This window comes from Vibrio sp. CB1-14, assembly GCF_040412085.2.
Taxonomy (GTDB): Bacteria; Pseudomonadota; Gammaproteobacteria; order Enterobacterales; family Vibrionaceae; genus Vibrio; species Vibrio chaetopteri.
On the sequence record NZ_CP115921.1, the window covers coordinates 1,595,406 to 1,609,859 of the forward strand.

The window sequence follows — 14,454 nt, forward strand, 5'->3', positions numbered from 1 at the left end:
TATGAAACATCGTAGCGTTTACCGGTATGAGTCGCAAGCTAGGTATTGGTATGAAAAAACTGCAATTATGGTGTGTATCTTGGGTATTACTGTTTGTGTTTGGCTGTTCGCCAGAAAGCGATGTGCCCATTAAACCAGACACGGGTTGGGTTTCGACTGAGTTGGAAAATGGTCTTATAGTAAGCCAATACCAAAAGACGGGTGCGCCGATTGCGCTCAGGCTCGTTGTTCATGGAGGAAGCCTTCAAGAAACACCAAAACAATCGGGTTATGCACATTTTCTAGAGCACTTATTTTTCCGAGTGGAGGATGTGCCTGAACAGAACGCTGCGAAAGAAGTACTGTTTAAATCAGGGGTAAGTTTTGGTGCTGATCTTAATGCGTTTACATTCAACCAATACACGGCTTATGAACTCTCTATAGATGATGTAGAGTCACTAAACGCGGCTCTATCTTGGCTAGCTTATGTCGCAGGTGGGATGACCATTACCGAGAAGATGATCGAGCAAGAAAAAGGAGTGGTCATTGGCGAGATGAGACAAAGAAGACCAGAACCTCAACCCTACGTCGACAAAGCGTATCTGCATTTGCTGAAGGGAACGGAACTAGAATTTCATGACATCCTCGGTAGCAAATCTTCAATTGAAAATTTGGACTTGGAGGAACTTAAGCGATTTTATCAGCAATGGTATCAACCGCAGAACATGGATCTCATGATCGTAGGTGACTGGGGACAAAGCGACGTGGTGGCTAGTATAAGTCGCTATTTTGGTTCAATAGAAAAGGGCGAACAGCCAAGGCGAACCCTCATTAAGCCTATCGAATTTAATGATGAACCTTTAGTCGCGACGGCTTTGTCACAGGAGCATGCGGCTTTGGATCTCGCTTATCAAATGCCAAACCCGATAGTGAATACCGAAGCTGATCAACTCGTTCAACTAGGTACCTATTTTATTGGTGATTTGATTTCAAACAGACTGTCTGAACTAAGCCGGTCTCCAGAGTTTACCCTACAGTGGAACAATTCTCATACATTGGATTTGAATGGCAACCGTTTGTTTGTGATTGGTGCGGGATTTGAAGAGTCAGAGCGGGATCAAGTCCAGCAAGCGGTGACCGCTGCTATTGCATCTTTAACTCAGCATGGAGTCAGTGAAGAGGAGCTAGATACGGTAAAACAAAGTTGGTTATCGTTTAATGACCAATTGCTCAATGATATTCAGACTTGGACGCCTAACGAGCTAGTCGACTATAAGTTCGGTATGCTGCAAGCTCAGAGTATTGCTCAAGATCCAAATCAATATGTTGCTGTTCATCGTCGTTTGGTCGATAAGATGACTTTAAAAGACGCCAATAGAGCCATCAAGAAGCTGCTTTCACAATCCCCGATTATTGCGGTGAATACTAAACTTGAGTCTGTTGATGTTGGAGACATTACTGCTGGACTTAAGCAAAAAACAGACAAGCCACTTGAGATGGTCGTCTCTAAGGCACTTATTGTTCCAAACACCAAAGGAAGCGTTGTCTCATTGGAGAAGCAAGGCCATGATTTGGTTCTGTTGACGTTAACTAATGGGATTGAAGTTTTATATGCGCAACATGATAAAGCAGCCGATAAGTTCTACGGTTGGTTCGGCTCCCTTGGTGGTTCTGCGGCACTCGACAACGAGTTAATGGCCTCCGGGCAACTTTTCCCGCTAGTTGCACTGAACAGTAATATTGGCCCCTTGACTCCAGAGCAAATAGAGCGAGCATTCCGTCGAACCAATAGTTACATGGAACCGTTCATTCACGACGTTAAACACGGGGTGGTGTTTGGTACCAATGAAAAGGGTATCGCAGATGTCATGTCAGTAATGCATCATGCTATGTCTTTGACCGATGTAGATAGTTCGGCAGTGGATAAAGCCAAGACAATGCTTACCAATGAAATCAATCGCTTAAATCAAAGTCCTGAATTCAAAACGTTTAATGATGCGTTTAAACTCGGTTTGGATGCCAATAGTCACTTGCAACCTAGGACAGAAGCAGAGATTGCGATGGTGAATAAAGAGGACGTACTTGAGGCTTACAATAAACTATTCCGAATAAACCGTGGATATAAAATGGTTCTAGTAGGAACTAAACCGGTAACTGAGGTTCAACCGATAATAGAGCAGTACATTGCGAACATAGAATTTACTGGTGAAGCAGCATACCCGTGGCCTACCGCCTCGCTGAAATTGTTAGGGGAAGGAAATATGACGACCGTCGACAACTATCCTTCTGACGACGGTAAATCTAAAGTGTATATGGTGACTGTTGCCGAACGAAATGAACCTAGAACAGCAAAAGATGTGTTTGCAGAAGATTTATTACAAAGGCTACTCAATGAGCGAGTAATGCAATTGGTTCGAGTGGATAATTCTCTAGACTACAGCCCAGAAGCTTATGGTTTTGTACAGGAAGGAAATGGCTTAGTTGGTTGGTCGTTCTATGCACATGTAGAGCCGGAAGACGAAGCGAAGGCCATGACTTTGTTTAACGATGTCACCAAAGGCGTGATCAAAGGCTTCGAAGCGCAAGAGCGTGACAAAGTGGTTGCCCAGCTAAAAAGCGATCTCTCCCCTTGGGCAGATAATCCAGAAAATATGAGCTTTATGCTGTTCCGTTATTGGCTATTGGGTTATGGCATTGAGGCACTTTATAACTACGAATCGGTGGCAGAGAGCGTAACTTTGAGTGATCTTGATCGTATGGTCAAACAGGAGTTTGGTCGAAATTCCAGCAAGTTTTCTTTGCTAATCAATCCTTAAGGGTAAAAAATTAACTGTATTTAAAAGTTTACATGGTGTTAATTTACAAAAACGGCTAAGTAATTTGCGTTTTTTTAAAATTAGTGATTGCACTTCTTGTTCTAAGCGGATAAGTTACAGGAAAGAGCGCGATACAAATCACAGAATGGATTGTGGTGGTCGCGCTCATAAGATGTAGATTCAAAAGAATAGGAAGAAGTAAGCGATGTTCCAAACTGATGACGTAAGAATTAATAAAGTAAAAGAACTTTTACCACCGGTTGCTGTGTTAGAGAAGTTTCCAGCGACTGAAGTTGCTTCTTCTACCACGTTTAACGCGCGCAAAGCGATTCATAACATTCTAGAAGGCGAAGATGACCGACTACTGGTTATCGTTGGCCCTTGTTCAATCCATGATGCTGAAGCTGCGGTTGAATATGGCAAGCGTTTGAAAGTACTTCGTGATGAGCTTGGTGATCGTCTAGAAATCGTGATGCGAGTTTACTTTGAAAAGCCGCGTACTACGGTTGGTTGGAAAGGTCTCATTAACGACCCGTACCTAAACGATACGTTCAAGATCAACGATGGTCTTCGCATGGGTCGTAAACTTCTGCTTGATCTCACCGATATGGGCATGCCGACAGCCAGTGAGTTCCTAGATATGATCACGCCACAATACGTTGCAGATCTTATTAGTTGGGGCGCAATTGGTGCACGTACTACGGAATCTCAGGTTCACCGTGAGCTAGCGTCTGGTATTTCATGCCCAGTTGGCTTCAAGAATGGTACAGATGGCAACATCAAAATTGCATCAGACGCAATTCGCTCTGCAAGCGCTTCTCACCACTTCTTGTCAGTAACTAAATATGGTCACTCTGCGATTATTGAAACCGCAGGTAATCCAGATTGCCACCTCATTTTGCGTGGTGGTAAAGAGCCAAACTACAGTGCAGCACATGTTAAAACGATTAAAGATGAGCTAACTGCTAACGGTCTGCCGGCGAAAGTTATGATCGACTTCAGTCACGCTAACAGCTCTAAACAGTTCCAACGTCAAAAAGTCGTGTCGACAGATGTTGCTGAGCAAATGGCGAACGGTGAAGACGCTATTTTTGGTGTCATGATCGAGTCGCACCTAGTTGAAGGTCGTCAAGACTTGGTTGATGGTGTTGCACCAACTTACGGCCAATCAATCACAGATGCTTGTATCGGTTGGGAAGATACTGAGCAAGTTCTACGTGAACTAGCGGATGCTGTTGAAGCGCGTCGTAAAGCGTAAGTAAACCCCTTTTATTTGAAGCCTTTACCTTGGTGAAGGCTTTTTTATTTGTTATTTACCGTACGTCATGCTTTAATGTGCAGCATACTGTATAGGGGAGAAGCAAATGAAAGTTAATAATTGGATGTTACTTGGCTTGGCGTTGGTAGCATCGACTCCGACTATGGCGGCGAATATGAGTAACGAACAGATCTGTACTGCAGGACTGTCATTAGCCCTGGACAAAAAACCACGTGGGATCAAGACACAAGCGGGTTCGGGAAAGCGTGTATTGCTGTCATTAAAAGACTTTGATGGTGATTGGGAATACCGTTGTGAGGTTAGTCGCAGCAGTAAAACAATGAAGCTTGAGGCGAGAGAAGGTCGTAAAAATGACACCTACTTAAATCAAACTATTCGTTACAAGGTCACTAATAGTGCGAGATCGATTGAAGTACTAATGAAGAAGCACCAATCCGGTGTGAAAAGCGAGACTTACAACGCGATGCAACTGAAAAGCTAACTGGCTGTTCAGTTAACACGGATTTTCGGAATCGGCATAGCACTTTGCGTGTTTTGCCATTTCCTGTTCTTTACGATGTAGTGCTACCATAGAGAGATAGAAGTATCGCCGTTTAGACAGGGAGTGCGGCTTGACGGAATTTACATCTCATCAAATACACGTTCAGCGTCAGGCCGAGAACCCATTGCTATGGTCTGTACTGAACGTTGTAGAGCGGCAGACCGACAGCCTTCAAATCCACAAACTGTTTGCTGTACTCGCTGAAAAAGAACTTATCCCAATTCTCGATGACAGCGCAGAGAAAGATCTATTCAAACGAAACTTCTTGCTAATGAACGCGCTCTATCAACTTCAGGCGATATTGTTGCCTGAAAAATGGCTACAAGTCGAAGCGATGGACATTCGTTTAATGCCATACAATCCTTCCAAACATAACGTTACCAATGAAGACCCATTGCGTGATTACTATCTTGATTGGTCACATTACGAAGCTGATAACCGAGAAGTAAAACGGCTACTCGAAGAGTTTTGGACTCGATACAAGCAGTATGTTGGCGTTGGAGAGGTGACAATGTCACAAAAACAGGCTTTGGCTTGTTTTGAGCTAGATGAATCAGCAACACAAAAGGAGATACGCCATGCTTGGCGTAGGTTAGCCTTGAAATGGCATCCAGATCGATCGGGTGGGGATACAGAAAAGTTTCGGATTTATTGTGAAGCGTGGTCATTGCTTAAAGAGTAGTGACCACGCGGTGCTTAACTATTTTGTTTAATTAAAGAGTGCTGTTTAATGAGAGAGTGCTGTTTAGCGAGGCTGTCTCATTTTTCCAGCTCGCAGACGGTTTAAGGTTGCGAGCACATCAACAACGCGTGGCTTAGCAAGATCGCCCGAGTTTGGCATTGTCGCACTCCAATTCCCCTCTAGCAGTGTCGCAATATCTTTTGGCGGATGCATTGACCAGTCTGGATTTTGCGCAAACTGAAACAACGTCCAGCCAATTGCATTGAGTTCAGAGTTCGATTCCAATTGCTCAAGTGCCTGAACATCAATGTGCTCTTTGCCAAATCTTAGATTGTTGCCACCTTTGCCAGAAACGCGATACTTACCGTCGATAAGTAGTTTCTGGAGGTGAGCACAATCCACATGACGTGGCGGGATCAGTTCAATCGGCTTCTCACATTCGTTTTGGCGCTCGGTTGGGTGAAGCTTGATGACTTCACGTGCTTTATCAGTTACATCAATCGCTTGGTAGTCGTGCATTTGAATCACAGTGTCAGCCACATCCAAATAATCGCCTGAACCGCCCATAACTATGATGGTTGAGATATCAAGTTCCTCACGAAGTTGACCGACTCGATCGACAAATGGGGTGATAGGCTCATCGCCTTTTGATACCAATGCCTGCATACGTTCATCACGAATCATGAAGTTTGTTGCTGAGGTGTCCTCATCAATCATGATAGCTGTCGCGCCAGACTCAATAGACTCTTGAAGCCAAGCCGCTTGTGAAGTAGAGCCTGAAGCATCTTGAGTGCTAAAGTCACTAGTCTGTTTACCAAATGGTAGGTGGTTGATGTAGTTACTTAAGTTGAGGTTGTGGATTGAGCGACCATCTTCTGCCTTGATTTTACAAGCATCATTGAGAGTCACCACACCTTCGCGACCATCACCCGGGATATGATCGTAAATCGCTTTCTCTAGTGCGTTAAGAAGTGTGGATTTGCCATGGAAGCCACCACCAACAATCAGGGTAACACCTGCTGGAACGCCCATACCTTGTATTTCACCTTGGTTAGGGCGTGACAATGTCACCTCTAGAGATGCAGGCGAGCGGAATGGCACAGCATCTTTCATAGGTAGGTCACAGTTGCCGGCTAGACGAGGGAGAACACTGCCATTAGCAACAAAAGCCACTAGACCTTTGGCTTTAAGCTGTTCGCGCAGCATGACTTGGTCTTCAATCACTTCGCAGTGATGTTTCAGAGCCGTGATATCCAGTTCGCGATCAATCGTGGCTTTACGAATGTATTTAGGCAAATGGAAAGTCATGATGTTGATCGCTTTTTTCGCCAAAATACTGCGACCTTCGGCCGGTAGATTAATGCGGAAGCGAAGTTCAATACCTTCGTCAGTAAACACGACAGCGGTCGAGTCAAGTACGGTTTGGCCTGTTGTTGAAATCGAGACACTATTTTCTTGTTTAGCAAATAAAGCAAACTGCCTAGCAAGATAATCACGAGCAGCAATCTGGTAGGCTGGAGATTGCTCTTTTAGCCATTCTAGGCCTGTTGGTGCCCAGCGACGAAAAGCACGCACTCGTGAGGCCGCTGCGTATGGATCAGACTGTACGTGATCGATGTGAAACTCAAAATCAGTGAAATCGAAGCTACCTTTAATTTGCTGGTAAGCACGATAATTTTGCTTTTCGATCTTTTTAAGTTTGGCTATGAGTAGATCCATGTCGAATGTCTCGAATTTCAAAAGGTTGGTGCGCGATTATAGGAGGCGATCCATCGCGGGTAAAGGGTTTGCTTGAATAATCGTACTTCCATGATGGTTTATCGATATTACAGCAACTAGTGTCACCGAATGATGAACTTGTCCGGGAGCGGGTATTGCTTTTGAAGCTCGCTTTCAAAAATATCGCGAGACATTGGTTTCGCGTAGTAGAAGCCTTGTCCTACATCACAGTGCTCTTTGGTGATAAACAGGTGTTGCGCCTGCGTCTCAACGCCTTCTACTACGACTTGCTTGTTTAGTTTTTTCGCGATGCTCGTGATAGAACGAAATATAGATTTGTCTTGCGAGTTGTCAACAATGTTAGATAGAAATTCTTTGTCAATCTTCAGTGCGCTAAATGGAAGTTTCTTCAGATAGTTGAAAGAAGCATAGCCAGTTCCAAAATCATCCAGCGCAAACTTAACGCCTATTGTTTCTAGGGTGTTAATGTTCGCTTTGGCGATATCAAAATTAGAAACTAAACAGCTTTCAGTCAGCTCTAACTCAAGGTTGTGTGCTGGCAGTTCATATTGATCTAATAGTGCCATGACTTTGTTGGCAAACGCAGGAAGGCATATCTGCTTTGCAGAAACATTAATCGAGAGGCAAAAGTCTGGCGCAAATTCTATCCACTCCGAGGCGCGATCCATAGCGTTGCTCAGCACAAAATAACCCACTTCAATAATTAGACCATTTTGTTCCGCCATGTGTATTAGTGCTTCATTAGACATTTCTCCAAGGACAGGGTGTTTCCACCGCAAAAGGACTTCTGCGCCAATCCATTTCTGCGTTTTAATATCAACCTTGGGTTGAAAGTACAAAATTAGGTCGTCGTTTCGGACTGCTTGTAGTAAATAGTGTTCAAGTTGATTGAATGCTTTTTGGTCTTGTTGATCGGCTTGGGTGAAAAAGGTGATTAACTCACCGGACTCCTTACATGCGAGGGCGGCGTGGAAGGCATTGTTGATTAGCTGATTTTCATTCTGAGTGTGGAAAGAGTTCGCAACACCCATATAGGAATGAAGATGAACTTCGCTGTCTTTAAATACAAAACCTTGCTTGGCAATGGTAGCGATCTTTTTACACAAAGTAGGGAGATACTGTTCATTCATAGCAGGAACAACAGTAGTAAGCGCAAGTTCAGTCGTCGATATTCTTGCTATGTGCTGTATCTGCTCTGTCACTTCATTTACTTTTTTCTCAAAACCCTTAAGAAGGTCGTCGAGGCCGTCACAACCGATTCTAGCCTGAACTCGCTCACCGTTGGTGAACTGAACGAATATGACACTAATAAAAGCGTCCCCGTTAACAATTGGAACACTGTTTAATGAGGTGATAAGCGCACTTTCTAGACCGTTCCGGTTTAGCATGCCTGTCGCTGAATCATGACTTAAGTGGTAAAGCATGCGCTTTTCGAGTTGGTGGTTATTGTAAGTTAATGAGTCAATGTCGATTCGGCTTTTTCGTAGTTTTTGTTGGTACTGCTGTCGCACGCGTTTTATGGAATCAGCCATTCCTTGACGAGTCATCCAAGACGAAATCTCATAACTTAAACTGTTTAACTGCTGCTCGCCATCGCTTGATCTTACCGAAAGGACAAAGGCTAAGCCTGTAGGTTGTTTCGATATTGAAGATAGATACAAACAGCGCAAGTAAGAGGCCTTAACGGGAGAAAGGAGCTTTGCTAGTGCTTCCTTTAGTGAACGCTCAGACATATCGTTGAACGACACTGTGTTTGTTTTAGGAACTGCATAGTTGTTGATATAAAGCAGTTCTAATTGATTGCCTTCAATCGCACACCAGCCCCAAACGGACTTTACATTAGATGGGGACTTTGATGACTCAACGAGTTCAAAGATCCTTTGTCGCTCACTTGGGCTCAGCCTGCGTAATACTGAGCGATTATCTCTTTTCATCAATGTTGACCACATCCTGTGGAAACGCTTCGTTAACACTAACAAAGCAAAAGATTCAGTCTCTACAGTATAAGTGTTGAATACTAGACGGTTGGGAAATTATGAATTGAGACAGGTGAATAGCACTAAGAATGGCAACAGTCTCAAAGTTGAGAGGGAAAGGCAGTCGTATTAAAGGAAAACGGCAGAAGTCCGAAGGAGCTTCTGCCGCAATGATTGCTATGGCTTTAACCGTTTTAATGCTTGGACATCTTGCGGTTGGCTGTAATCAATGTCATCAAATCCAAAACCATTCAGATTTAAGAATGAGCGTTGGAAGCCTTCAAAATCGCCAATTTGCTTGAAGTTGTCTTGATTCATTTCAGATAGACAATGCTTAACCTTATCTTGAACTTCGGGATTCAGCTCCCAGTCGTCCATGCGAATTAAACGTTCACCATCAAGAGGAACCTTGCCTTGTCCGTAGACCTTGGTTGCAAACAAACGTTGCATTTGCTCAATACACTCTTCGTGAGTACCTTGCTCTTTCATGGTTTTGTACAGCGCAAGTAGGTATGGAGATAAGCCCGGGATAAACACACTGGCTTTAGTGACGAGTGCTTTACAGACCGCAGCATAGGCGTTGCCATCAAAGTTAGACAGTTCAAGATTGAGCGCATGACTCGTTTGATGTAAGTCGACTTTGGCACGACCTAACGTACCATCCAAATAAATTGGGTGAGTGATCTCTGTCCCAACATAAGAGAATGCGACGGTTTTAAATCCGTTGGCGACGGAATCAGAGTTGACCAGGGTGTCAATCCAGCTTTCCCAATCTTCACCGCCCATGACTTTTAGAGTGCCTTCAATTTCTTCGTCTGAAGCGGGTTCGAGTAGCGTATCTTCCCACTCTTGTGTTTCAAGGTTAATGAGTGAACCTGAAACGGCTTCACCAATCGGTTTGATAGCTGAACGCCAGAATTCACCGTTTGCTTTCGGTCTAACGCCCGTAGCGAGACTGTAGATAACGAGGTCAACTTCGCCTTCAAAGTAAGTTTCTATGGCTTCAATAACTTGCTCTCGGACATCATGAGAGAACGCATCGCCAACGATATTGATAGCTCGTCGGCCGGCTTGCTGGGCACGTTGTTTGAAGTAGATGTTGTTGTACCAACCAGCAGTTCCCAATCCTTTCTCAGAAGGGCTACGTTCAAAAGAAACACCAATGGTATCGGCGTCTGCACCACCAAAGGTTAGGGCAATGCGGGCCGCTAAGCCAAACCCTGATGACGCGCCCAAAATAAGCACGCGTTTGGGGCCATTTTTGATCGGACTGGCCGATTTCACGTACGCGATTTGGTCATCGACGGCCTTTTTGCACCCTTGTGGATGAGAGGTCTTTGCGACAACACCGCTGATAACTGGTTCAACTATCACTGTATACAACCTATCTAAGACGATGATAAAAACTCAAGATAGCGTAAAGTGTTGTAAATTATATTGAGCTAGGGCATCAATTTGGCGATTCTGAGCGTATTTACTCTGCAACAATGTTGCTAAAATCGCCAATTATCAATTTAAAGGTGCGGCTTTAGTGCTTCAGCTACAAATTGTGCGATGAAGGGTTGAGCATCAGGTTTTGGGTGCAAACCGTCTTGCATCATCCATTCTGGCTTGATGATAACTTCTTCAAGGAAGAAAGGTATGAGTGGAATGTCGTGCTCTGAAGCCAACGTCGGGTAGATGTTCTCGAACATGGTGCTGTAGCGTTTACCGTAGTTGGGCGGTACACGAATTTGCATCAAAAATACGATAGCACCAGCCTCTTGGCTTTGGGTGATTAATGTCGATAGGTTGCGCTCAATGATAGGCGGCTGAAAGCCACGTAGTCCGTCATTTGCGCCGAGCTCAATAAGTACATAGTCGGGTTTGTGTTCACTCAACAAGCCTGGCAGTTTTGCAAGACCGTTGCCTGTGGTATCGCCTGATACGCTGCCATTGATGATGTTGTACTCGGTATCATCGTCAGATAGGTGTTTAGAGAGCATTGTCGGCCAACTGAGGTCTGCCGACATGTTGTAGCCAGCACTCAGACTGTCGCCGAGAATTAGAATAGACGCCGCCTTTGCGTGAAAAGAGGCCAAGGAAACAAAAATAATAATCAAAGAGGAAAGTTGCCGAATCATGAGTTCTTCCATAATCAAAGCTGAATCAGTGTCCAAAGTAGTGTCTACGAAAACGGAACATTTAACAATCCTCGAGGATGTGAATCTGTCGATTCAAGAAGGAGAGTCCATTGCTATCGTTGGAACGTCAGGGGCAGGAAAATCTACGCTAATGACGTTACTAGCTGGTTTAGATGTCCCTAGCACGGGCAATATCCAATTACTTTCTAATCCCATTTCTCAGATGAGTGATGAAGCTAGAGCCAGCATTCGTAGTGAGCACCTCGGTTTTGTGTTTCAGAGTTTTCTATTAATCCCAAGTTTGTCCGCACTTGGAAATGTGACGTTGCCCTGCCTTTTAAAAGGTGAGCAAGAGGACGAAGCGAAAGCTCGTCAACTCCTTGAGTCAGTAGGGCTTGGACACCGTATTGATCATTTGCCATCACAGCTTTCTGGCGGCGAGCAGCAGCGCGTCGCCATTGCTCGTGCATTTATGACCAGCCCTAAGATACTCTTTGCAGACGAACCAACGGGCAACTTAGATCAGAATACAGCGCACAAAATTGTCGAGCTATTGTTTGATCTTAACCAGCAGCATGGTACGACGCTCGTGCTCGTTACTCATGATTTGTCGCTAGCTAAACGTTGCGATCGCATTTTCCATATGAATGCGGGTCGGCTTGAGCAGGAGTAGCGGATGTCACAACAGCAAACCAGTTCTACTAAAATCAGTTCCAAACACAAAAACACGAGTGCGAATCTAAACAGTCGCCTCGTGACGTGGAGCTTTGACGAGATTAGGCAGGGGCAGCTTTGGCCTATTGCTATTTCCTTGACGCTAATTATCGCCTGTATTTTCGGTCTAGCGGCACTCGCTGAGCGAATGGAGCAGGTGATTGTCAAACAAGGAAAAGATGCGCTAACTGCTGACTCTATATACATTTCAGCAAATCCGATCACCGAGAAAAACACTGAGTTTATCAAAGGCTCAGGACTTGAAACGTCGTGGTATACGCGCTTCGCGACTATGTCGTTCAGTGACAGCGGTATGCAGTTGATAACGGTGAAAGCCGTGGACTCAAAGTTTCCACTTCGCGGTACGCTAACCTTAGGATCCGAACAAGGTACACAAAACCAGGTCAAAGAAGGTGAACTATGGCTTGATAGCAGGATAGCGGAGCAATTGAACGCTTCCCCTGGTGACGTTGTCACTATTGGCGATGCTGAGCTTGCTGTGAGTGGGGTGATATTAGAAGAGCCTGGTATCAGCTTTAATCCGTTTCAGCAGATGCCAACCGCTTATATACACCAAAGCTCTGTGGATGAAACCGGTGCAGTGCAGCTTGGTAGTCGAGTTCAGTTTCGCGCATATTTAGTCGGTGATGAGGGAAATATTGACGCACTCAAGCAGCAAATAGAACTCACGCCAAGTGACCGATGGCGTGACCAATCATCCGGTAGCCGAACCAATGATATTTTCGACAGGACAACGCAATATCTATCTCTCACTGTTGCAATCATCATTATTATGGCAGCGACGACACTTGTTTTGACCTGTCAGAATTACGTGCAAAGTCGCAGACAAACGGTCGCCATGCTTAAAAGCCTCGGCGCAAGTAAACATTGGTTAGTACGTTGGCTTTCAATTCAAACCTTGCTGCTTGTGAGTATATCGGTTGTCGCGGGATTATTACTAGGGATGGGCTTAGAAACGCTTCTTCGCGTGCCTCTTACCGATCTACTGCCAGATCCTCTTCCTACCTATGGATTTAAACCAGCCGTTATTGCGATTGTATCGAGCTTACTCATAGGCGTTCCGGCTTTGGGTATCCCGCTCTATAAGTTGATTTCTGTATCATCTGTAGAAGTTTTGCAAAGTGCTGACGAGAAGCGTGGGGGCTGGATCTATTTGTTGGTCTTAGTCCCGGTTATTCCACTACTCGTTGCGTATCGCGACAATAATCTCGTGTGGATTGTACTGGCTGGTATTATTGGTCTGTTTGTCGTTCTGGCTGCCATTAGTGTTCTTTTCACGCTGCTCTTGAGCCGCCTGTCTTTGCCGATTTCGATGAAACTTGCGGTTAGCCGTATTAATCGCAGTAAACGTCATACAGGATTGCAATACGGGGCATTAGGGCTTTCGCTGATGCTGCTTACAACAATTTGGCTGGTTAGAAATGACCTACTCAGTGACTGGCAGAGAACACTTCCAGCTGATGCGCCCAACGCGTTTGCTCTTAATATCGCTGATTATGAGAAAGATGCTTATCTGAGTGCTCTAGATGGTAACAACATTGATCGCTCTCAAGCGTTTCCGATCTCTCGTGGACGATTGACGCTCATCAATGGCGAAGATGCACAAACCAGACAAAAAACGGGTGTTGATGAGGAAGATGCGTTAAGTCGAGAGCTCAATTTTACCTATGCAGACACTCTTCCTGGCTACAATGATGTTCTTTCTGGTGAATGGACGCAGACAGGTGGTGTCTCAGTGGAAAAAGAGGTGGCCGAAAATCTTGGTCTTAAGATAGGAGATGAGCTTGGCTTTACCATTAACGGCCAAGAGGTTAGGGCTGTCATCAACTCAATTCGATTTGTTGAATGGAGAGACATGAAGCCTAACTTTTACTTTATCTTTACTCCAGATGTGTTGGCGAATATACCGAGTGCATGGTTAGTGAGCTTTAGGCTTCACGATAAAGACAATGATTTGATAGCCACCTTGTCACGCAACCACCCAACGGTTAGTTTGATGGACATACGCTTGATGGGAGAGAAGATACAAGGGCTGCTCAGTCAGATAGTGTGGTCGATAACGGTATTAGCAGCATTGGGAGTACTTTCAGGTGTATTGCTTATCTTTACTTTACTCAGGTTGAGTCTCTCTCAGCGTCAAGCTGAAATTCGTCTTTATCGAACCTTAGGAGCGAGCCGTAAACGGATCGTTCGAACGATTTGGGCTGAATACGGGATCATGGCGATTACGGCGGGTATTGTTGCGACATTTGGTGCTGAGTTAGTCGTTGGTTCGATCATGACTATTGGGTTTGATTTGCCGTGGAGTTGGCATTTATCCACGTGGATTATGGTTCCCGCAATCGCTTTCGCGACGTTAGCCTTGGTTCTTTTTTCATTGATAAGACAGATGCTTACAACCTCGCAAAAGCAGTTTGCATAATGCTTAACCACCGTTTTTGTTAAGTTATCCACAAAAACGGTGGATAAGGTTTTGGATAACTCAATCGTATCCTTAGTGATAAAAATCGTTAGCCTTTGATTGGTCGGTGATGGCGGGTAATCTGATTGTCATGTTGCTGTCAAAAAACTTATTCACCGATT

Annotated in this window: 10 protein-coding genes; 6 read left to right on the plus strand and 4 right to left on the minus strand. The window is 44.7% G+C overall.

What is annotated here, in order from left to right:
* Positions 1-50 precede the first annotated feature (50 nt).
* The 4 genes from PG915_RS22965 to PG915_RS22980 all read left to right on the plus strand — a co-directional run bounded on the left by PG915_RS22965 (position 51) and on the right by PG915_RS22980 (position 5,297).
* Entirely contained in the window at positions 51-2,795 is a 2,745-nt protein-coding gene (locus tag PG915_RS22965; protein WP_353499280.1) for a M16 family metallopeptidase, read from the plus strand.
* Between the two features lie 205 nt (positions 2,796-3,000).
* Complete coding sequence (gene aroG, locus PG915_RS22970; RefSeq protein WP_353499281.1) at positions 3,001-4,053, plus strand: 3-deoxy-7-phosphoheptulonate synthase AroG; 1,053 nt, start codon at positions 3,001-3,003, stop codon at positions 4,051-4,053.
* A gap of 106 nt (positions 4,054-4,159) precedes the next feature.
* Positions 4,160-4,555, plus strand: coding sequence for a hypothetical protein (locus PG915_RS22975; RefSeq protein ID WP_353499282.1), 396 nt, complete (start codon positions 4,160-4,162; stop codon positions 4,553-4,555).
* Between the two features lie 130 nt (positions 4,556-4,685).
* On the plus strand, positions 4,686-5,297 hold the full coding sequence (locus PG915_RS22980) for a DNA-J related domain-containing protein (RefSeq protein ID WP_353499283.1): 612 nt from the start codon (positions 4,686-4,688) through the stop codon (positions 5,295-5,297).
* A gap of 63 nt (positions 5,298-5,360) precedes the next feature.
* Here PG915_RS22980 and PG915_RS22985 read toward each other — a convergent pair whose 3' ends face one another.
* From PG915_RS22985 to PG915_RS23000, 4 genes are all read right to left on the minus strand, one after another.
* On the minus strand, positions 5,361-7,016 hold the full coding sequence (locus PG915_RS22985; protein ID WP_353499284.1) for an ABC-ATPase domain-containing protein: 1,656 nt from the start codon (positions 7,014-7,016) through the stop codon (positions 5,361-5,363).
* Positions 7,017-7,138: 122 nt separating this feature from the next.
* A complete protein-coding gene (locus PG915_RS22990; protein WP_353499285.1) occupies positions 7,139-8,971 on the minus strand; it encodes an EAL domain-containing protein in 1,833 nt (610 codons plus the stop codon).
* A 219-nt stretch (positions 8,972-9,190) separates the two neighbouring features.
* Positions 9,191-10,387, minus strand: a complete 1,197-nt coding sequence (gene fabV / locus PG915_RS22995; protein WP_353499286.1) for an enoyl-ACP reductase FabV — start codon at positions 10,385-10,387, stop codon at positions 9,191-9,193.
* Positions 10,388-10,527: 140 nt separating this feature from the next.
* On the minus strand, positions 10,528-11,136 hold the full coding sequence (locus PG915_RS23000; RefSeq protein WP_353499287.1) for an arylesterase: 609 nt from the start codon (positions 11,134-11,136) through the stop codon (positions 10,528-10,530).
* Here PG915_RS23000 and PG915_RS23005 point away from each other — a divergent pair.
* The gene (locus PG915_RS23005; RefSeq protein ID WP_353499288.1) at positions 11,135-11,809 is read left to right on the plus strand and encodes an ABC transporter ATP-binding protein; all 675 of its coding nucleotides are present in this window, start codon (positions 11,135-11,137) and stop codon (positions 11,807-11,809) included. The genes PG915_RS23000 and PG915_RS23005 overlap by 2 nt on opposite strands.
* A 3-nt stretch (positions 11,810-11,812) precedes the next feature.
* Positions 11,813-14,293 (plus strand): ABC transporter permease, encoded by a 2,481-nt coding sequence (locus PG915_RS23010; RefSeq protein ID WP_353499289.1) that lies wholly within the window; start codon positions 11,813-11,815, stop codon positions 14,291-14,293.
* Positions 14,294-14,454 lie beyond the last annotated feature (161 nt).